This window comes from Citrobacter sp. KTE30 (genome assembly GCF_000398825.1).
Lineage (GTDB): Bacteria > Pseudomonadota > Gammaproteobacteria > Enterobacterales > Enterobacteriaceae > Citrobacter > Citrobacter freundii.
The window spans coordinates 2,463,895-2,484,492 of sequence record NZ_KB976055.1; the positions used below are offsets into that span (position 1 = coordinate 2,463,895).

Below are 20,598 nucleotides of genomic sequence, written 5' to 3' on the forward strand. Positions count from 1 at the left end.
TCGGTTTTCTGATGATTGCTGCGGTGGTGCTTTGCGCGAGCGTCGCTGCGGTATCGGGCGCGTACCGCCTGGATGCGCAACAGGTTGTGAATCTTATTACAGGTACTGATGACGTCCCGATGCAGGACAAAATCGTCTTCTGGCAAATCCGCCTGCCGCGCATTCTGGCTGCATTGCTGCTCGGCGCGGCGCTGGCAGGCGCAGGAACCACCTATCAGGGCATGTTCCGCAACCCGCTAGTCTCACCGGATATCCTCGGCGTGGCGGCGGGTGCCGGTTTAGGTGCCTGTACGGCAATCCTGTTTGGATTACCGATCCTGTTTATTCAACTGTATGCGTTCACGGGTGGTTTATTCGTGGTCGCCGGTGTCTGGTTGATTACCCGGCGAGTCAAGCGCCACGACCCGGTGTTAACGCTGGTGCTGGTCGGGATTGCGCTGGGCACGGTATGCGGCGCGGGAATTTCACTCATCAAAACGCTGGCCGACCCGTATACCCAACTTCCCTCCATCACTTTCTGGCTGCTCGGCGGTTTATCAACGATTACGCTGCACGATCTGTGGTTCTCGGCACCGCTGATCTTGGCAGGACTGGTCCCGCTATTGCTGCTGCGCTGGCGCATGAACCTGCTCACCCTTTCGGATGATGAAGCACGATCGCTTGGCATCAACGTCGCCCGACTACGTCTGGGACTGATCGTCTGCGCAACGTTAATCACCGCCTGCACCGTCGCCATCGCGGGCATCATCGGCTGGATTGGGCTGGTTGTGCCACATATCGGCCGACTCCTCAGTGGCAATAACCACCAGCAGTTGCTGCCGGTTTCCATGGGAGTCGGCGCCATTTTGCTGCTGCTCACCGATACCCTCGCCCGTACGCTGAGCAGCACGGAAATTCCGCTGGGGATCCTGACTGCATTTATTGGCGCACCGTTCTTTTTGCTGCTTTTGCTGCGAGGAAATCGACCATGACGCTATTAATCGTGCGCCAGGCGTCGCTGGGATACCACAGTCAACAGCCCGTGCTACGCGATGTCTCCTTTCAGGTTCCGCCCGGCTCCGTCTGTTGTCTGCTTGGTGCCAACGGTAGCGGAAAAACCACCCTGATGCGCACCATTCTCGGCGTTCTTTCGCCGCTTCACGGTGACATTTTGCTTGATGGCATCGCCATAAATCATCTCAACGATCGGCAACGCGCCGCCACTATTGCCTGGGTCCCTCAGGCGCATGACGGCGCATTTGCCTTTAGCGCACTGGACATGGTGATGATGGGATTGGCCCCGCAACTGGCGGCATTTGCGGTTCCCGGGGCTAAAGAACACGAAATTGCTCATCAACAACTGGCGATGCTGGGGATCTCTCACCTGGCGCCCCGGCGCTGGAACACTCTGAGCGGCGGAGAGCGCCAACTGGTATTGATTGCCCGCGCTCTGGCGCAACGTCCGCGCCTTTTGTTGCTGGATGAACCCGCTTCCAGCCTGGATTTTGGGCATCAGATCCGTCTGCTCGACACGCTGGTGACGCTGAAAAATTCGGGTATGGCCCTGCTGATGTCTACGCATCATCCGTTGCACGCCCGGGCAATCGCCGACAGCGTGGTACGCGTTGAACCGAACGGTGAGGTGTCGCAGGGGCTTCCTGAACACCAGCTCGCCACCGATCGCCTGGCTGCACTGTATCACGTTACACCGTCACAAATTGCCCACCACCTCTTTGGCTCTCACAATTAAGGAATAAGAATGCTCATTGACGACATTGATTTTGCCGATCTTTACCGTAAACAGTTACAACTGGCGAACAGAACCGAGAAAAAGCCGGAGCACTGGGATAAACGTGCGGAAAAAATGGCGGAGAATTGCGCCTCATTAACCGACAGCTATTTGCTACAGCTGTTGGGGAAAATCGACCTGCAAGGAGCGGAGTCACTATTTGATATGGGCTGCGGTCCCGGTACGGTCTCGCTGGCGCTGGCTAAAAAGATACCAATAATTTACGGCGTAGATTACAGCCAGGGAATGCTGAGCGTTGCTGCCCGCCGCGCTGTGCAAATGAACGCCCGTCACGTACAGTGGGTGCAGCGGGCCTGGGAAGAACACTGGGATGATTTACCCCAGTGCGATATCGCCGTCGCCTCGCGCTCTACGCTGGTTGCCGATATGCGCCAGGCAATGACCAAACTGAATAATCAGGCCCGGCTGCGGGTTTACACCACCCATCTCGTCAGTTCATCTTTCGTTTCCCCCTCCATTCAACGTGCGCTGGGCCGCGAGGTGATTGAGCTTCCCAACTATATCTATGCGCTTAATGTCCTGTATCAGATGGGGATCCACGCGCACGTCGATTTTATCCGCGGCCCCAACTGTCAGCAGGACAACAGTACCTGGACGCGCTTTCTGGAAAACGTGCGCTGGAGTATGGGCGAACTAAGCGCCGACGAGCTCGAACGTCTGGAAACCTGGTATCAGCAGCAGGATCCACGCGCGATTGCCCCCGCCAGCCGTGACTGGGCGCTTATCTGGTGGGACAGTGTGCCGCGGGAGGCGCTGCGATGATCTACTTTTCGCAGGCGCAAACCGACGCGCTGCTGCTGGAAGATATTCAGGGCGGCGATCTGACTACCCGCGCGTTGGGAATTGGCGCACAGCCCGGCGTTATGGAGTTTTACCATCGCCAGGGTGGGTGCGTTAGCGGCACCGCTGTTGCCAGACAAATGCTGACATCATTGGGCATAACCGTCAGCGATATTATGGCCGATGGCGAACGAGCGAGCGCGGGACAGAGAATAATTTGTGCGCACGGAAATGCGGCGGCACTACATCAGGGCTGGAAAGCGGTACAAAACGTTCTGGAGTGGAGCTGCGGAGTTTCGGGCTATCTTGAGAGCATGTTGAGCCAACTGCGCCAACGCTATCCTGATGGGCAGATTGCCTGCACCCGCAAAGCCATTCCCGGCACGCGTTCGTTGGCGACTCAGGCAATACTCGCTGCCGGGGGCATTATTCATCGCGGAGGATGCGCCGAAACGGTGCTGCTGTTCGCTAATCACCGCCGTTTTCTTACCAACCCAAACGACTGGACAAACGCGGTTGCGCGCTTACGCAGCCATGCGCCAGAAAAAAAGATCGTCGTCGAAGCGGATACGCCAGATGAAGCATTAGCCGCGCTACGCGCCGCGCCCGATGTTCTGCAACTCGACAAATTCACCCCTGAGCAGGCGACAGACATTGCCCGTCAGGCACCTTCACTGGCCCCTCATTGCACGCTGGCGCTGACTGGCGGCATTACCCTCGCCTCGCTGGCGAGTTATCTCGACTGTGGCATCAGGCTCTTTATCACTTCCGCACCTTATTACGCTCCACCTGCGGATATCAAAGTTAGCCTGAGCCCGGACGCACGTGGCATATAACATTAAAAAATGGACTAACAATAATGAATTTCAACAAAAGTTGTCTTTACACAGCCCTGTCGTTTGCTTTCGCGCACAGTGCTTTTGCTGGGCAAGAAAGCGAAACCATGACCGTCTGGTCAAGCCCGGCCTCTGCGGCAACCACTACGGTTCTCGGCCAGGAAACGATCCAACAGTTGGATAAACAAAACGTGGCGCAGGCGCTAAGCGTCGTCCCCGGCGTGGTGCTGCAAAAGTCGGGCAACCGCAATGAGCAGCAGGTGAAAGTACGCGGTTTTGACAGCCGTCAGGTTCCCGTCTTTTTTGACGGTGTGCCGGTGTACATCCCCTATGACGGCAACCTCGATTTAGGCCGTTTTCTGACATCCGATATCGCTTCAGTTGAAGTTTCCAAAGGCTACTCATCTCTGCTACAAGGGCCTAACCAGATGGGCGGTGCCATTAATATCACCACCAAAAAGCCCACCAAACCAATTGAAGGCAGCATCGGTTATCGCCAGGGCTGGAGTCGTAGCAAAGACAACGCTCACGATATGCACGCTTCATTTGGCGCCAGTAACGATCTGGGTTACATTCAGCTCAGCGGCAGCCAGTTGAAGCAGGATTTCCTTGGCTTACCGCACGGCGTGGACAATCCGGTTGCGGGTAGTCACGGCAAGATTGCCAACTCGTCCGCCGATGATAAACGCGGCATCGTGAAGCTGGGCTTTACCCCTCGCGGCGATGATGAATATGTCCTGACCTATATTAATCAGGACGGTGAAAAAGATAACCCACCATATGCCGGAACCAGCAGTCAGAAATCACGCTACTGGCAATGGCCACAGTACGATAAAGAGAGCTATTACTATCAGGGCACCACCCATCTGGGCGATCGTTTCACTCTGAAAAGCCGTCTGTATCGCGATACCTTTGAAAATACGTTGATGATGTACAACTCGCTTGCCGATCTGAAAAACAAAAAAGGCAACTACAGTCATTATTCAGACTATAGCGATGGAGCTGGCCTGCAGCTCGCTGCGGATATGCGTGAAAACGACCTGCTCTCTTTCGCCGTAAACTGGAAGGATGATGTTCACCGCGAGAAAGGCGCACCGAATGCGGCTTACGACCGTTACGAAGACCGCACCTGGTCTGTTGCCAGTGAATATCAGTGGGCGGCGGCGGATAATGTCGATGTAGTGGCGGGAATAAGCTATGACTGGCGCGACAGTCTGGAAGGCATGAAGCACGAAAAAAATGGTAGCGTCACCCACTATGATGACAACAATCAGTCGGCCTTCAACTGGCAGATGATGACCAAATATCACTTCGAAAATGCAGACACATTAGCGCTGTCCTATTCTGACAGAACGCGTTTCCCTACGTTGAAAGAACGCTACACGACCTCAAAACCGGCCTATAACCAGGTGGCGCTGGTCAATCCGCAGCTTAAACCTGAACGCGCCCGCAGCGTGGATCTGACCTGGAATGGGTCACTTAGTCAGAACTGGGGATTCGAAGCCAGCGTGTATTACAACCGCATCAGCGACGCCATCCTTTCACACAATATTGATGCCGACACCATTCAGAATCAGAACAGCGGCCGGGTGGATTACACCGGTCTGGATGCAGGCGTTAAAGGTAAAGTCTTTGATATACTGGATGTCGGTCTGAGCTACGGCCTTATTCATGCAGACGTCAAACGCAGCGACATCGGCAAGATTACCGACCTGCCAACGCAAACCCTGACTGCCTGGATGACGCTGAAGCCATGGGATCCGCTCAGTATTACGCTGTCAGAAGAGGCCCGTTCGTCGAGCTATAGCAATAGCGACGGCTCACAGAAAGCCGCTGGTTTCGCCATTACCCATTTACGCGCTGACTACGCCATCGGTCACGGATTCAGCGTTAACGCGTCGGTCAATAACCTGTTCGATACGCAGTACGTTTATAGTGAAGGATTTATTGAAGAAGGCCGTAATTACTGGGCGGGGATTGAGTATCAGTTCTGACTTAGCAATACAGAGAAACGGCCCCCGCGGGGGCCGTTCGATTAATCTCGCCGCACCAGTCGGAAGACACCCAGCACAACAATCGCGCCGACCACGGCCACCAGGAAGCTGTGGAGATTAAACCCGCTGACATCGCCGCCGATACCAAACATCGTTGCCAGCCATCCACCGACCACAGCACCGACAACACCGAGAATACAGGTCAGGATAAATCCACCGCCATCGCGCCCCGGCATAATCAGTTTGGCGATAACCCCCGCAATCAGACCAAAAATAATCCAGGCAATAATTCCCATTTTCAGGCCCTCTTTCCAGTGAACGCACGCGCAAGACATTCTTGCGCCAGCCTTTAAAGTATAGGCAAACCATCGCTATATGCTGTTTTCACGCAGACTTAATTCATTGGCGTTGGTAAAAAATTTCATCCATTTGTATTAAGTTCCGTTGATTGATGCCGATAATCCAACGACAAACCAGGCATCCGGGAGTCATTAGGTGTGAGTAACTACAATGAGCAGTTCCTGAAGCAAAATCCGTTAGCGGTGTTAGGTGTACTTCGGGACTTAAAATCGCAGCAGGTTCCACTGCGTATCTCCTGGTCGGGCGGCCAGTTCATCAGCAAAGTTCTGGCCGTCAGCCCGGACGAGCTGGTCATGGATTTTGGTAGCCAGGAATATGAAAACCAGGCCGTACAGCGGGCCAGTCAGATCTCGATTATCGCCGAAACGCAGGGAGCCAAAGTAGAATTCACCCTGCCACAGTTAAAAAAAGGTGAGTATCAGCAACTGCCAGCGTTTATTTCATCCTTGCCGCCTTCCCTATGGTTTGTTCAGCGTCGGGAATATTTCCGCATCGGCGCTCCGCTGCATCCTCCCTATCGCTGCACGGCAAAAATGCCGGACAACAGCACGCTGTGCTTTCGCTTATTCGATTTGTCGCTTGGCGGTATGGGCGGGCTGTTAGAAACGGCAAAACCAGAAGGACTGGTAGAAGGTATACGCTTCGCGCAGGTTGAACTGAACATGGAACAATGGGGGGTGTATCACGTTGACGCCCAGCTTATTTCCATTAGCGAACGCAAAGTTATCGACAGTAAAAACGAAACCATTACCACTCCCCGCCTGAGCTTTCGTTTTCTCAACGTCGGCCCGGCGGTGGAGCGGAACTTACAGCGGATTATTTTTTCCCTTGAGCGCGAGGCCCGGGAAAAGTCGAACAAAGTGCGCGATTAACATCACCTGAATTACATTACATCCAGCGCTTGCTGAAGCTTCCAGATATAGCGCGGAGCTTGCGGCGCCGGATGATTGTCCGCAACATGTTCAATAAATTCATCCGGGCTGAGATCGTTGATCTTATTGATGGCTTTCTTCCTGTCGGAAGAGAACGTTCGCAGCAATGCTCCCGCTCCGTTAGCGTACGATACTACCAGCGCATACTGCATCACCTGTGGATCCTCAATCCCTGCCAGCGGCCCGGTCTCCAGAATGCTCAGGTATGCGGCCCCCATGGAGATATTGCGTTCGGGGTTTTTCAACTCGCTGGTCGACGGCTCTCCGCTCCATCCCATGCGACGATAAACATCGCGGCCTGAAGTCGAGGCTTTTAACTGCATCAGACCAATCGCATTAGACTTACTGACCGCATTCGGATTACCGCCTGATTCAATGGCAATAATAGCGGTAATCAATTGTGGACTGACACCCCAGGCCGCACCGGCTTTTTCACTAATCGGCATCCATTGCATTGCGCGTTTAACCGGAACTTCAGCATTCCACGGCGGGTTTTTGTAATCATGTTTTGAACTACAGCCCGCAAGTAATACAACCAAAAAAGCAAACCATCTCAATTTCACGTCATCTATCCTTATAGCCGGAACCTGTCGCTGAGGTGACAACGACATACCTACGCGGCATGATATACATTTGGTTTTAGTTGTAGCAAGGAAATGCCATGTCCCGGTTTCACTTAATTGCCCCGTCGGGCTACTGTATCAATCAGCAGGCTGCGTTACGTGGGCTTGCACGTCTTACTGAGGCCGGTCATCAGGTCGACAATTCAGCGGTCATTGCGCGCCGCTGCCAGCGTTTTGCGGGTACAGAGGCAGAAAGGCTTGCTGATGTGAACTCGCTCGTTAATCTGAAAACCCCCGATACCATTGTGATGGCGGTACGTGGCGGCTATGGCGCGAGCCGTTTACTGGAAGATATTGACTGGCAAGGGCTGGCAGCCCGCCAGCAACAAGATCCGCTGCTGCTGTGCGGGCACAGCGATTTTACGGCGATCCAGTGTGGTCTACTGGCTCAAGGGAATGTGATTAGCTTCAGCGGCCCGATGCTGGCGGCCAACTTCGGTGCCGAGGAGATAAACGCATTCACCGAGCACCATTTCTGGCAAGCATTGCGTAATGCCCAATTCACCCTCGAATGGCAGGGTGACGGTCCGCAGTGCGCGACTGAAGGTACACTGTGGGGCGGAAATCTGGCGATGATCATTTCGCTGATGGGTACACCGTGGATGCCGGCCATCAAAAACGGCATTTTGGTGCTGGAAGACATTAACGAGCATCCATTCCGTGTCGAGCGCATGCTGCTGCAACTGTACCACGCGGGAATACTGGCCCAGCAAAACGCCATTATCCTCGGCAGTTTTAGCGGCAGCGCGCCGAATGATTACGACGCTGGTTACCATCTTGATTCAGTTTGTGATTTTCTGCGCGCCAGGCTGTCCGTTCCGTTGATCGGCGGCCTCGATTTTGGCCATGAACAACGCACCGTCACCCTGCCGCTGGGAGCCAGAGCGGTGCTGAAAAACGATAAAAACAGCACTCAGCTCACCTTAAGTGGGCATCCGGTACTAAAATCGTAAAAAAAGCAGTTAATGGGGCTAAGTAAAACGCTGTTTCTGTCGTTATTATGGTAGGGTTTATTAATACGAAACAGCGTAATTCAGGAGTAACCGAACGTTGGATGCCGCAGCAATTATTAGCCTTTTTATTTTGGGTTCCGTTCTCGTCACCTGCAGTATCTTACTCAGTTCATTCTCATCACGTCTCGGTATCCCAATTCTGGTGATATTTCTCGCTATCGGTATGTTAGCGGGTGTGGATGGTATTGGCGGCATACCTTTCGATAACTATCCTTTCGCCTACATGGTGAGTAACCTGGCACTGGCGGTTATCCTACTCGACGGCGGCATGCGCACTCAGGCCAGCTCTTTTCGCGTTGCGTTAGGCCCGGCGCTATCGTTGGCGACGGTCGGTGTGCTGATTACTTCCGGACTCACTGGCATGATGGCCGCGTGGCTGTTTCATCTGGATCTTATCGAAGGGCTGCTGATTGGCGCGATTGTTGGTTCAACTGACGCCGCGGCGGTCTTTTCCCTGCTTGGCGGTAAGGGACTTAACGAACGCGTTGGCTCTACGCTGGAAATTGAATCCGGTAGTAATGACCCGATGGCCGTGTTTTTGACCATCACACTCATCGCCATGATCCAAAATCACGAGACCGGATTAAGCTGGATGTTCGCGGTACACATTATCCAGCAGTTTGGCTTAGGAATCGCTATCGGTCTTGGCGGTGGATATATGCTCCAGCAGATGATTAACCGCATTTCTCTGCCTGCCGGACTGTATCCACTCTTGGCGTTAAGCGGTGGGATCCTGATTTTTGCCCTGACCACTGCGCTGGAAGGCAGCGGTATTCTGGCGGTTTATCTGTGTGGTTTCCTGCTGGGTAATCGCCCCATCCGCAACCGATTTGGTATTCTGCAAAACTTCGACGGTCTGGCCTGGCTGGCGCAAATCGCCATGTTCCTGGTGCTTGGACTGCTGGTTACGCCGTCCGACCTGCTGCCTATCGCAATCCCTGCGCTGATTTTGTCTGCGTGGATGATATTCATTGCCCGCCCGCTTTCGGTCTTCGCCGGACTGCTGCCGTTTCGTGGCTTTAATCTGCGCGAGCGTATTTTCATCAGTTGGGTGGGTTTGCGCGGCGCGGTGCCGATCATCCTCGCCGTCTTCCCAATGATGGCGGGACTGGAGAACGCGCGCCTGTTCTTTAACGTCGCCTTCTTCGTGGTACTGATCTCGTTGCTGTTTCAGGGAACGTCACTTTCGTGGGCCGCGAAAAAAGCCAAAGTGGTGGTCCCTCCCGTCGGCTGGCCCGTTTCGCGCATTGGTCTCGATATTCACCCAGATAACCCGTGGGAGCAGTTTGTTTATCAGCTCAGCGCAGATAAGTGGTGTGTGGGTGCCGCGCTGCGCGACCTGCATATGCCGGAAGAAACGCGAATAGCCGCCCTGTTTCGTGACAACGTGCTGTTTCACCCCTCCGGCAGCACGCGTCTGCGCGAAGGCGACGTATTGTGTGTTATTGGTCGCGAGCGCGATCTCCCCGCTCTCGGCAAGCTATTCAGCCAGTCACCACCAGTGTCGTTAGACCAGCGCTTCTTCGGTGATTTTATTCTGGAAGCCAGCGCGAAATATGCCGATGTGGCGCTGATTTATGGCCTGGATGATGGCACAGAGTATCGTGATAAGCAGCAAACGCTGGGTGAAATTGTCCAGCATCTGCTTGGTGCCGCGCCGGTCGTCGGTGACCAGGTGGAATTCGCTGGCATGATCTGGACGGTGGCCGAGAAGGAAGATAATGCAGTGCTGAAGGTCGGTGTTCGCGTTGCTGAAGACGAGGATGAGTAAAGCGGATGATGTTTGCCGGGTAGCGGCAGCGCCTTACCCGGCCTGTAAAATGCGCTGAATCTACAGGCCCGATCAGCGCAGCGCCATCAGGCAACCCCATAAATGTTACACCGTCACAACCGGTACGCGCAGCGCCAAAGAACACATCAACTCGTAGCCCACCGTTCCTGCTGAGGTAGCTACATCGTCAATTTTAATCTCTTTGCCCCACAGCTCTACCGGTGTCCCGATCCCTGCCTGCGGGCACGGTGTCAGATCTACCGCCAGCATATCCATTGAGACTGTCCCCACCGTCCCGGTACGTACACCGTCCACCAGCACAGGCGTTCCGCTTGGCGCATGGCGCGGATAACCGTCTGCATAGCCGGTCGCCACTATTCCAATGCGCTGCTCGCCGCTGGCGGTGTAACGGCCACCGTAACCCACCCGATCGCCAGCTTTCAGCGTTTGTATGCCGATTATCTCGCTGCTCAGAGTCATCACTGGCTTCAGGCCGGTGTTGGCGATGTCCCGCCATTGTCCCGAAGGCGACGCGCCATACAAAATAATGCCCGGACGAACCCAGTCATAATGCGCTTCAGGGTGCCACAGCGTGGCGGCCGAATTCGACAGTGACCGTCTGCACTCCAGTCCTTCTGTTGCCAGCGCAATACGCGCCATTGCTTCCTGGATACCTTCCGGGTGCTCTGCATCTGCAAAATGCGACATCAGCGTCATTTCGCCGACGTTGGGCATCGCCCGCAGCTGTTGCCAGACCGTTGGAACTCTTTCCGGTAAAAACCCAAGCCGGTTCATACCGCTGTTCACCTTCAGGTAAACATCGAGCGGTGCTTTGAGGCGGGCATTCTGCAATGCTTTTAGCTGCCAGTTACTGTGTACACAGGTGGTCAGTCGATAATTGTCATATACCGTCAGGTCTTCAGCGTGGAAAAAACCCTCCAGCATGAGTATCGGGCCTTTCCATCCGCGCTCGCGCAGGGTTATCGCCTCTTCAAGATTGAGCATGGCAAAACCATCGGTTGTGCCCAGCGCATTCCAGACGCGTTCAATGCCGTGTCCATATGCATTGGCTTTCACCACCGACCAGACGCGAGCGTCCGGCGCTGCCTGGCGGGTAATGGTCAGATTTTGTTTCAACGCCTGCAGGTCAATGCTGGCCAGTATCGGGCGGGTCATCTCACGTCCTTATCAGTTATGTGCGCCATGTAAATGTCGTGGACGAGAGGGGGTAAACCCCGGACTGTAACGCGCCACGCTCAGATCGTCATAAGGTATGGCTGGCGTACGGCCAGAAAGGATATCGCTCAGCAACTGACCGGAACCGCAGGCCATGGTCCAGCCCAGCGTGCCGTGGCCGGTATTGAGCAGCAGATTCTTAAAGCGGGTGCGCCCCACCACCGGCGTACCGTCCGGCGTCATCGGACGCAGTCCGGTCCAGAAGGTTGCCTGCTCCACATGACCACCGCGCGGGAAGAGATCGCGTACGACCATTTCCAGCGTTTCACGACGAGGTTGTAGCAGCTCTGTATTAAAACCGACAATCTCCGCCATGCCGCCAACCCGAATACGATTGTCAAAGCGGGTAATAGCGATTTTGTAGGTTTCATCAAGGATAGTAGAAACCGGCGCGCCGTCGTCTTGCGCTACCGGAATAGTCAACGAATAGCCTTTGAGCGGATAAACCGGGATATCAACGATCTCTTTCAGCATCGCCGTGGAGTACGACCCAAACGCCATCACATAGGCATCGGCTTTGATAATCTCTTCGCCGCACTGGACGCCATAAATCTGCTCACCATCGCTCAGCAGCTTATCGACCGGGGTGTTAAAGCGAAACTTAACGCCCGCCTGCTCCGCCATCTGCGCCAGACGCTGGGTAAACAACTGGCAGTCGCCGGTTTCATCATTCGGTAAACGCAGACCGCCGGTCAGTTTGTGCGCCACTTCTGCCAGTGCCGGTTCGACTTCCGCCAGACGATTTGCTTCCAGGAGCTGATATGGCACGCCAGCGTCTTCGAGCACGGCGATGTCGCGAGTGGCGTTCTCATACTGTTGAGCGGTACGGAACAATTGCAGGGTTCCGCCCTGACGTCCTTCATACTCAATACCAGTAGAGGCGCGCAGCGCTTTCAGACAATCACGGCTGTATTCCGCCAGTCGCACCATGCGTCCTTTATTTTCCATGTAGTGGCTGGTGTCGCAGTTGCGCAGCATCTGCCACATCCATTTCAACTGGAACTGGGTTCCGTCAAGACGAACGGCCAGCGGAGCGTGGCGCTGAAACATCCATTTGATTGCTTTAAGCGGTACGCCTGGTGCCGCCCATGGTGCCGCATAACCTGGAGATATTTGCCCCGCGTTCGCCGCACTGGTTTCCAGTGCCGGACCGGGCTCACGATCAATGACGGTGACATCGTGTCCAGCCTGACTTAAGTACCAGGCGCTGGTCACGCCAACGACACCACTTCCCAGTATGACAACTCGCATAGCCACTCCGTTAACAGTAAAAGAACAATCATCTAATTACATCTTGATAACTCAGTTGAAAATATTATTCAACATATGGCTTTTTTATGGTGACTTATCTCACATATAGCGGTGATGGCGGGGAACTCTCTGCTTTGGCATCTCCTGCTGTGCGTTATTTTTATCCAGCATAAAATTTTGCGACAATGCCGTTTTTCAACGCCTCGCTAACGAGAAATCGCAAAGAAAAAATTTCTGCCGCAGCACGTTTTTTAACACCATGATCTATGCTTGAAATGAGGTACTCCAGACAGAGAGTGCCGCCAACAATGAGGGTGCGCGAATGGCTACGATTGATTCCATGAACAAGGACAGCACACGGTTAAGCGATGGACCCGACTGGACGTTTGATCTGCTGGATGTCTATCTGGCAGAGATAGACCGCGTGGCGAAACTCTACAGACTGGATACCTACCCGCACCAAATCGAGGTGATCACCTCCGAACAGATGATGGACGCTTACTCCAGCGTCGGGATGCCGATCAACTATCCTCACTGGTCGTTTGGTAAAAAGTTTATTGAAACCGAGCGCTTGTATAAGCATGGTCAGCAGGGACTGGCCTATGAGATTGTTATCAACTCCAATCCGTGTATCGCGTATCTGATGGAGGAGAACACCATCACCATGCAGGCGCTGGTGATGGCGCATGCCTGCTACGGACACAACTCCTTCTTCAAAAACAACTACCTGTTTCGTAGCTGGACGGATGCCAGTTCCATCGTCGATTACCTAATCTTCGCACGAAACTATATAACCCAGTGTGAAGAACGCTACGGGGTGGATGAAGTCGAAAAGCTCCTCGACTCCTGCCATGCGCTGATGAACTACGGCGTTGACCGTTACAAACGCCCGCAAAAAATCTCCCTACAGGAAGAGAAAGCCCGGCAGAAAAGTCGTGAAGAGTATCTGCAAAGTCAGGTCAATATGTTGTGGCGCACGCTGCCGAAGAAAGAGGAAGAGAAAAGCGTGGCGGAAGCCCGGCGTTATCCCTCTGAGCCACAGGAAAACCTGCTGTACTTCATGGAGAAGAACGCCCCGCTGCTGGAGTCCTGGCAACGTGAAGTGCTACGCATTGTACGCAAGGTCAGCCAGTATTTTTATCCGCAGAAACAGACGCAGGTGATGAACGAGGGCTGGGCCACTTTCTGGCATTACACCATCCTGAACCACCTTTATGATGAAGGTAAAGTCACCGAACGGTTTATGCTGGAGTTTCTGCATAGCCATACCAATGTGGTATTTCAGCCACCCTACAACAGCCCGTGGTATAGCGGGATAAACCCTTATGCCCTGGGGTTTGCCATGTTCCAGGATATCAAACGTATTTGTCAGTCGCCGACCGAGGAGGACAAATACTGGTTCCCGGATATAGCGGGTTCCGACTGGCTGGAAACCCTGCATTTCGCGATGCGCGATTTCAAAGATGAGAGTTTTATCAGCCAGTTCCTGTCACCGAAGGTAATGCGCGATTTCCGCCTGTTCACCGTGCTGGATGACGATCGTCACAACTATCTGGAGATTTCTGCGATTCATAACGAGGAAGGATATCGTGAGATCCGCAACAGGTTGTCGTCGCAATACAACCTGAGCAACCTGGAGCCGAATATTCAAATCTGGAATGTCGATCTGCGTGGCGACCGTTCGCTCACCTTGCGCTATATTCCGCATAACCGCGCACCGTTGGATAAAGGACGCAAAGAAGTGCTCAAGCATGTACACCGGCTTTGGGGTTTTGATGTGATGCTGGAGCAGCAGAATGAAGATGGCAGCGTGGAGCTGTTGGAGCGTTGTCCGCCAAGGATGAACGGTCTGTAAATCTTATTGCCGGAGGCGGTGTAAACACCTTATCCGGCCTACGAAGTGCATGCTTGTAGGCCGGATAAGACGCTTTGGCGTCGCCATCCGGCTTTGAGCGATTAACGGCCTTGAATCGCCAAATCGCCCGGCAGATTTTTCTGCATACGATGCCAAATCTCGCCACTGTCGTGACCGTAGCGGCGCACCGTTTCATACACCTGCTCATGAGCACCCTGCTCGCAGAGTTCTGACAGCTTGTGGTAGAAGCTCAGCGCCAGCGCGCGCGCTTCCGGGTTGGCAAAATAATGGCGACCAATGCGGGTATATAATCCTTTCATACCGTTAAGGATCAAACCGTAAATCGGATTGCCGGAGGCAAATGCCAGACCGCGAAAAATGTTATAGTCCAGATCGGCAAATGCGTCAGCGTGGTCAGCCACCTGATTTGCCGTCGCCAGAACCTCCTGTGCTTTATCAGGATGCTGGCGAAACGCAGTACGAACAAAGATCGTCGAAATATTGGTACGCACAGACAGCAGATTATCAATCAGCTGCGGGACACTCTCGTGATCGAGGCGCGCCAGCGTTTCAAGAATATTCAGCCCGGAGGTTTCCCAGAAGTTATTTACCTTCGTCGGTTTGCCGTGTTGAATGGTCAACCAGCCATCTCGCGCCAGACGCTGCAATACTTCGCGTAGCGTGGTACGTGTCACCCCAATAAGTTCGGAGAGTTCACGTTCAGCGGGCAAAATAGTGCCAGGTGGGAAGCGGTTATTCCAGATACTTTCAATGATGTACTCTTCCGCGAACCCAGCCGGGCTTTGCGCCTTAATGACCATAGTAAAAATTCCATTACACAGCAAAACATAGTTACACACATCATACCAGATGGGTATCTTAGCTGATAGCTGACGCAATGAAGAAAAAGTGGATCAAGGCTTCATTTTCCAAATAACGCTACAGTACAGCCAACCTTGCCAGTCTTGTGAATAGCTTGCCTGTACTCCCTCCTCCCGCTAAGCTTTGCGGTCAAACATAAAAATATGATTTCATTTTTAAAGGTAGGGAAATCACCATGGAGCTATCATGGGGCCGCGCGATGTGGCGCAATTTTTTAGGTCAATCACCAGACTGGTACAAACTTGCACTGCTTGTCTTCTTAGTCGTTAACCCGATTATTTTTTTCATCAACCCCTTTATCGCCGGCTGGTTGCTGGTGGCCGAGTTCATTTTCACGCTGGCGATGGCGTTAAAATGCTACCCACTGCTGCCTGGCGGGCTGTTGGCTATCGAAGCTGTCATTATTGGTATGACCAGCGCAACGCATGTTCGTGAAGAGGTTGCCGCAAACCTTGAGGTGTTATTGCTGCTGATGTTTATGGTGGCAGGCATCTACTTTATGAAGCAGTTGCTACTGTTTATTTTCACGCGTCTGCTACTCACTATTCGCTCCAAAACGCTGCTGTCGCTGGCATTTTGTGTTGCGGCCGCTTTCCTCTCGGCGTTCCTTGATGCGCTGACCGTCGTGGCCGTGGTAATCAGCGTTGCGGTCGGTTTTTATGGCATCTACCATCGCGTTGCCTCTTCCCGCGCGGAAGACAACAACATGCTCGATGACAGCCATATCGATCAGCACAATAAGGTCGTTCTTGAGCAGTTCCGTGGTTTTCTGCGTAGCCTGATGATGCACGCGGGTGTCGGTACGGCGTTAGGCGGCGTGATGACCATGGTGGGCGAGCCACAAAACCTGATTATCGCCAAAGCGGCTGGCTGGCATTTTGGCGACTTCTTCCTGCGCATGTCGCCGGTTACCGTCCCGGTACTGATTTGCGGTCTGTTAACCTGTGTACTGGTCGAGAAATTGCGCTGGTTTGGCTATGGCGAAACGCTGCCGGAGACCGTCCGTGATGTCCTGCAACAGTTTGACGATCAGAGCCGCCAGCAACGTACCCGCCAGGACAAAATCAAACTGATTGTCCAGGCTATTATTGGCGTCTGGCTGGTAGTTGCGTTGGCCCTGCATCTGGCAGAAGTCGGATTGATCGGTTTGTCGGTCATCATTCTGGCAACCTCCTTGACGGGAGTCACCGACGAACATGCGATAGGTAAAGCCTTTACCGAGTCGCTGCCCTTCACCGCCCTGCTGACCGTGTTCTTCTCTGTTGTTGCGGTGATTATCGATCAACAGCTCTTTTCGCCGATCATTCAGTTTGTATTGCAATCCTCCGAACATGCCCAACTGACGCTGTTCTACCTCTTCAATGGCCTGCTGTCTTCTATTTCTGATAACGTATTTGTCGGCACCATTTACATTAACGAGGCCAAAGCCGCGCTGGAACAGGGGACCATCAGCCTCAATCAGTATGAGCTGTTAGCGGTGGCGATCAATACCGGGACCAACCTGCCTTCGGTGGCAACTCCGAACGGCCAGGCTGCATTCCTGTTCCTGCTGACCTCTGCACTGGCGCCGTTAATTCGCCTCTCGTATGGTCGCATGGTGTGGATGGCTCTGCCTTATACTCTCGTCCTGACGCTCGTCGGTCTGCTTTGCGTCGAGTTCACGCTTGTCCCGGTGACCGAGTGGATGACCCAAACGGGCTGGTTAGCTACACTTTCATAACAATTAACCGGGCAAATCACTGCCCGGTTTGACTTTTTGCATGATAATTATCCGATTACGCAAATTTTCAATTCCCGCTAGTGGCGCATAAAGTGAATTGGTTTAAACTGCGGTCTCTACGCATGTTGCAGGGAAATGATTATGTTGCGATTTTTAAACCAGTGCTCCCGAGGTCGTGGGGCATGGTTATTGTTGGCGTTAACCGCCTTTGCGCTGGAGCTCGTTGCGCTGTGGTTCCAGCACGTCATGCTGCTAAAACCTTGCGTGTTGTGTATTTACGAACGTAGCGCATTATTTGGCGTGATGGGTGCAGGGCTGGTGGGTGCTATTGCACCAAAAACACCGCTGCGCTATGTGGCGATGATAATCTGGATTTACAGTGCCTGGCGCGGACTTCAGTTAGCATATGAGCACACCATGATTCAGCTGCACCCGTCCCCGTTTATGACCTGTGATTTTGCCGCTCGCTTCCCAAGCTGGCTGCCACTGGACAAATGGCTGCCGCAGGTGTTTTTAGCGTCCGGTGACTGTGCTGAGCGTCAGTGGTCTTTTTTAACCCTGGAAATGCCGCAGTGGCTGTTGGGGATCTTCGCCGCCTACCTGGTAGTCGCCGTGCTGGTGGTGATAGCACAGCCGTTCAAACCGAAAAAACGTGACCTCTTCGGTCGCTAACAGAGACGCTCCTTCGGGAGCGTTTTTTTTGGCTTAAATTCATTGCCTGCTGGCATCTATAAGATGTACATTAAATACATCTTATAGATGCCACACCAAGGAGATGTCTTATGTCCCATTTACGCATCCCGGCAAACTGGAAAGTTAAACGCTCTACTCCCTTCTTTACCAAAGACAATGTCCCCGCAGCACTTCTTTCTCACCATAACACTGCAGCAGGCGTTTTTGGCCAGCTTTGTGTGATGGAAGGTACGGTAACGTATTACGGTTTTGCCAATGAAGACGCAAAAGAGCCTGAAGTAAAAGTGGTGATTAATGCCGGTCAGTTCGCGACCAGCCCGCCGCAGTACTGGCATCGCGTTGAATTAAGCGACGACGCCCAATTCAACATCAATTTCTGGGTTGAAGATGACAACCATGGAGATGAGATGTATCAGGCGAAAAAGTCTTAAGCCCTTACGCCTGCTAATCGATGGGCGGCTTAGTCCGCCCATGAAGGTTTGTTCAAAATATGGTCCTGCCAGTCACACACTTCCGATTCTTTCACCGCAATATGACGTACTGAAATACGCTCGCCGTGCATTGCCGCTTTGGACCCCGTCAGCAGTGGATGCCACTCCGGCAGCCCTTTACCTTCCGCTAACAGACGATACGCACAGGTCATCGGCAGCCATTCAAAGGTAGGCAGATTATCGCGCGTCAGTTTGATACAGTCAGGCTCGTACTCGAATCGGCGTTCGTAATTACGGCATTGACAGGTTTTGATATTGAGCTGCTTACACGCGACGTTGGTAAAATAAATTTCGTCGGTGTCTTCATCCATCAGCTTATGCAGGCAGCATTGACCACACCCGTCACATAATGACTCCCACTCGGCATCGGTCATTTCATCCAGGGTTTTACTTTGCCAGAAAGGTATGTCGCTCATCAGGGTATCCGCTATTGCAATAAAGCTGCACCTTATAACCAGTCTGGCACGCTGATGCAAGTTTTGCCGCCCGAAAAGGCGGCAAGAAGAGATTACAGCACGCGTGTCGTCAGCGTTTGACCATGAAAACTGATGGCCAGCTCATCGCCGCTGTTTAACGGCCCAACACCCGCTGGCGTCCCCGTCAGCACAACATCGCCCGCTTTGAGAGTAAAGAAACGGCTCATATAGGCAATCAAAGGAACGATGTGATGGATCATATCCGCCGTGGAGCCGTGCTGGCGTGTTTCACCGTTGACCGTTAACCCCAGCATCGTATCCTGCGGATCGCCTTTAAACTCGGCCACCGGAATAAACCCCGACAGCGGACAAGAGTTATCAAAACCCTTCGCTTTTTCCCACGGCTGCCCCGCTTTCTTCATTTTGCCCTGAATATCACGCAGGGTCAGATCCAACGCGACGCCATAGCCCGCGATGGCTTTGCGCACATGTTCTTCCGTCGCCTGACGTAGGGTCGCGCCAATCAGTACCGCCAGCTCAACTTCATGGTGAACTGAACCCATATCAGATGGGATCACCAGCGGCTGGCGCAAATCGCACAGCGCAGTTTCCGGTTTGATAAACAACACCGGCTCTTCCGGAGGGGTTCCGCCCATCTCTTTAATGTGGTTGGCATAGTTACTCCCTACGCAAACCACCTTACTCACCGGATAATCCAGCAGAGCACCATGCCAGTTATGATGTTGATACATTATTTTCCCCTAACGTAGTTATCGATTTCAGGTACTGCATCGATGGGGCGTGCTTCTGCCGGATGCAGTTTAACGTTTAGCGTCTGGTGTATTTTGTTTCGCCGCAGCCAGATGCTGTTTAAGTAAATCTTCTGGCGGTGGTGGTATTTGTAAATAATAGCCCTGCTCGGTGAGTGCCTGTTTTACTTTTTCCAGATCGGCATTAACGAGCTTTTTACGGCCATCAAGCGGCAACATCATTGCCAGCGTCGGCTGACCAAATCCTTTCATCAGTTCTTCAGGAACTCGCGAGAAATCGTCTTTTTTTTCGACATATAAATAGGTCTGGTCACGTTTACTGCTTCGGTAGATCACACAAAACATATCTTTTACTCTGAATTCACGGAATGGTGGCTTGCCTCAATATAATACTGACTATAACATGCCTTATAGTCTTCGGAATATCACCCCGCGCTGGGGATGATAAATAGCAAATTGAGTAAGGCCAGGATGTCAAACACGCCAATCGAGCTTAAAGGCAGTAGCTTCACCTTATCAGTGGTTCACTTACATGAAGCAGAACCCGAGGTTATTCGTCAGGCGTTGGAAGACAAAATCGCGCAGGCACCTGCTTTTTTAAAACATGCTCCCGTCGTGGTTAACGTGAGTGGTCTTGAAAGCCCGGTAAACTGGTCAGCGTTGCAGAAAGTTGTCGCGTCTACTGGATTGCGCATTATCGGCGTTAGCGGATGCAAAGACGCCAGACTCAAGGCTGAAATCGACGAAATGGGTCTTCCTTTACTGACAGAAGGTAAAGAAAAAGCTATTCGTCCTGCGCCCGTGGAGGCCCCGGCTCACGTCGCTCCGCCGCAAAACGTTACTCCCATCACAAAAACACGATTAATAAATGTGCCGGTTCGTTCCGGTCAGCGCATTTATGCACCACAATGTGATCTGATTGTTACAAGCCACGTCAGTGCAGGCGCAGAGCTTATCGCTGATGGCAATATTCATGTTTATGGAATGATGAGAGGCCGGGCGTTGGCAGGCGCTAGCGGTGATCGGGAAGCGCAAATTTTTTGTACCCATCTGACGGCAGAACTGGTGTCTATCGCAGGTGTTTATTGGCTGAGTGATAAAATCCCAGCAGAATTTTATGGCAAAGCGGCACGTCTGCAATTAGCAGAGAACGCTTTGACAGTTCAACCGTTGAATTGATCCCTTT

At 53.0% G+C, this 20,598-nt stretch carries 21 protein-coding genes; 13 read left to right on the forward strand and 8 right to left on the reverse strand.

The genetic code is table 11. The annotated features are described in order from the left end of the window. Window positions 1-11 precede the first annotated feature (11 nt). Genes WC1_RS11405 through WC1_RS11385 form a run of 5 tightly spaced genes read left to right on the forward strand, consistent with a single transcriptional unit; the run spans window position 12 to window position 5,399 of the window. Window positions 12-971 carry a FecCD family ABC transporter permease gene (locus tag WC1_RS11405; protein ID WP_369707389.1) on the forward strand — a complete coding sequence of 320 codons (960 nt, stop codon included), beginning with the start codon at window positions 12-14 and terminating at the stop codon, window positions 969-971. Beyond that, window positions 968-1,729: an ABC transporter ATP-binding protein gene (locus WC1_RS11400; RefSeq protein ID WP_016150373.1), complete on the forward strand. Its 762-nt coding sequence runs from the start codon at window positions 968-970 to the stop codon at window positions 1,727-1,729. Before WC1_RS11405 ends, WC1_RS11400 begins: the two co-directional genes overlap by 4 nt. Window positions 1,730-1,738: 9 nt before the next feature. Beyond that, window positions 1,739-2,551: a class I SAM-dependent methyltransferase gene (locus tag WC1_RS11395; RefSeq protein ID WP_016150374.1), complete on the forward strand. Its 813-nt coding sequence runs from the start codon at window positions 1,739-1,741 to the stop codon at window positions 2,549-2,551. Then, window positions 2,548-3,405 carry a ModD protein gene (gene modD / locus WC1_RS11390; RefSeq protein ID WP_016150375.1) on the forward strand — a complete coding sequence of 286 codons (858 nt, stop codon included), beginning with the start codon at window positions 2,548-2,550 and terminating at the stop codon, window positions 3,403-3,405. The genes WC1_RS11395 and modD overlap by 4 nt, the downstream gene beginning before the upstream one ends. Before the next feature lie 23 nt (window positions 3,406-3,428). Next, window positions 3,429-5,399 (forward strand): TonB-dependent receptor plug domain-containing protein, encoded by a 1,971-nt coding sequence (locus WC1_RS11385; RefSeq protein WP_016150376.1) that lies wholly within the window; start codon window positions 3,429-3,431, stop codon window positions 5,397-5,399. 41 nt (window positions 5,400-5,440) lie between these two features. Here the strand turns inward: WC1_RS11385 and WC1_RS11380 are convergent, their stop codons facing one another. Continuing rightward, a complete protein-coding gene (locus WC1_RS11380; RefSeq protein ID WP_003020908.1) occupies window positions 5,441-5,695 on the reverse strand; it encodes a GlsB/YeaQ/YmgE family stress response membrane protein in 255 nt (84 codons plus the stop codon). Between the two features lie 201 nt (window positions 5,696-5,896). Between WC1_RS11380 and WC1_RS11375 the strand changes: the two genes are divergently transcribed. After that, entirely contained in the window at window positions 5,897-6,631 is a 735-nt protein-coding gene (locus WC1_RS11375) for a flagellar brake protein YcgR (RefSeq protein ID WP_003020911.1), read from the forward strand. Window positions 6,632-6,642: 11 nt separating this feature from the next. On the opposite strand, the gene emtA is transcribed toward WC1_RS11375, so the two are convergent. Further along, on the reverse strand, window positions 6,643-7,254 hold the full coding sequence (gene emtA / locus WC1_RS11370) for a membrane-bound lytic murein transglycosylase EmtA (RefSeq protein WP_003020914.1): 612 nt from the start codon (window positions 7,252-7,254) through the stop codon (window positions 6,643-6,645). 98 nt (window positions 7,255-7,352) lie between these two features. On the opposite strand from emtA, the gene ldcA reads away from it, so the two are divergent. Together ldcA and WC1_RS11360 are read left to right on the forward strand one after the other, a co-directional pair. Continuing rightward, window positions 7,353-8,267: a muramoyltetrapeptide carboxypeptidase gene (ldcA, locus tag WC1_RS11365; RefSeq protein ID WP_016150377.1), complete on the forward strand. Its 915-nt coding sequence runs from the start codon at window positions 7,353-7,355 to the stop codon at window positions 8,265-8,267. Window positions 8,268-8,364: 97 nt separating this feature from the next. Next, window positions 8,365-10,098 (forward strand): potassium/proton antiporter, encoded by a 1,734-nt coding sequence (locus tag WC1_RS11360; RefSeq protein WP_003844057.1) that lies wholly within the window; start codon window positions 8,365-8,367, stop codon window positions 10,096-10,098. A 105-nt stretch (window positions 10,099-10,203) separates the two neighbouring features. On the opposite strand, the gene dadX is transcribed toward WC1_RS11360, so the two are convergent. Together dadX and WC1_RS11350 are read right to left on the reverse strand one after the other, a co-directional pair. Next, window positions 10,204-11,274: a catabolic alanine racemase DadX gene (dadX, locus tag WC1_RS11355; RefSeq protein ID WP_003020922.1), complete on the reverse strand. Its 1,071-nt coding sequence runs from the start codon at window positions 11,272-11,274 to the stop codon at window positions 10,204-10,206. A gap of 12 nt (window positions 11,275-11,286) precedes the next feature. Further along, a complete protein-coding gene (locus WC1_RS11350; RefSeq protein ID WP_016150378.1) occupies window positions 11,287-12,585 on the reverse strand; it encodes a D-amino acid dehydrogenase in 1,299 nt (432 codons plus the stop codon). 322 nt (window positions 12,586-12,907) lie between these two features. Here WC1_RS11350 and WC1_RS11345 point away from each other — a divergent pair, with 322 nt between their 5' ends. Next, a complete protein-coding gene (locus WC1_RS11345) occupies window positions 12,908-14,440 on the forward strand; it encodes a SpoVR family protein (RefSeq protein WP_003844058.1) in 1,533 nt (510 codons plus the stop codon). 101 nt (window positions 14,441-14,541) lie between these two features. Here the strand turns inward: WC1_RS11345 and fadR are convergent, their stop codons facing one another. Continuing rightward, window positions 14,542-15,261, reverse strand: a complete 720-nt coding sequence (gene fadR / locus WC1_RS11340; protein WP_003020931.1) for a fatty acid metabolism transcriptional regulator FadR — start codon at window positions 15,259-15,261, stop codon at window positions 14,542-14,544. Window positions 15,262-15,497: 236 nt separating this feature from the next. Here fadR and nhaB point away from each other — a divergent pair, with 236 nt between their 5' ends. The 3 genes from nhaB (at window position 15,498) to WC1_RS11325 (ending at window position 18,166) form a co-directional block, all read left to right on the forward strand. Beyond that, entirely contained in the window at window positions 15,498-17,042 is a 1,545-nt protein-coding gene (gene nhaB, locus WC1_RS11335; protein ID WP_003020934.1) for a Na(+)/H(+) antiporter NhaB, read from the forward strand. A 141-nt stretch (window positions 17,043-17,183) separates the two neighbouring features. Continuing rightward, the gene (gene dsbB / locus WC1_RS11330) at window positions 17,184-17,714 is read left to right on the forward strand and encodes a disulfide bond formation protein DsbB (RefSeq protein ID WP_003844060.1); all 531 of its coding nucleotides are present in this window, start codon (window positions 17,184-17,186) and stop codon (window positions 17,712-17,714) included. 110 nt (window positions 17,715-17,824) lie between these two features. Beyond that, on the forward strand, window positions 17,825-18,166 hold the full coding sequence (locus WC1_RS11325; RefSeq protein ID WP_003020940.1) for a TehB family protein: 342 nt from the start codon (window positions 17,825-17,827) through the stop codon (window positions 18,164-18,166). Window positions 18,167-18,195: 29 nt separating this feature from the next. Here WC1_RS11325 and WC1_RS11320 read toward each other — a convergent pair whose 3' ends face one another. From WC1_RS11320 to WC1_RS11310, 3 genes are all read right to left on the reverse strand, one after another. Then, a complete protein-coding gene (locus WC1_RS11320) occupies window positions 18,196-18,642 on the reverse strand; it encodes a YcgN family cysteine cluster protein (protein ID WP_016150379.1) in 447 nt (148 codons plus the stop codon). A gap of 92 nt (window positions 18,643-18,734) precedes the next feature. Next, window positions 18,735-19,394, reverse strand: a complete 660-nt coding sequence (locus tag WC1_RS11315) for a fumarylacetoacetate hydrolase family protein (protein WP_016150380.1) — start codon at window positions 19,392-19,394, stop codon at window positions 18,735-18,737. A gap of 69 nt (window positions 19,395-19,463) precedes the next feature. Then, the gene (locus WC1_RS11310; RefSeq protein WP_003020949.1) at window positions 19,464-19,757 is read right to left on the reverse strand and encodes a YcgL domain-containing protein; all 294 of its coding nucleotides are present in this window, start codon (window positions 19,755-19,757) and stop codon (window positions 19,464-19,466) included. A gap of 126 nt (window positions 19,758-19,883) precedes the next feature. On the opposite strand from WC1_RS11310, the gene minC reads away from it, so the two are divergent. Then, a complete protein-coding gene (minC, locus tag WC1_RS11305) occupies window positions 19,884-20,591 on the forward strand; it encodes a septum site-determining protein MinC (protein WP_003844062.1) in 708 nt (235 codons plus the stop codon). The last annotated feature ends 7 nt before the right edge of the window (window positions 20,592-20,598 follow it).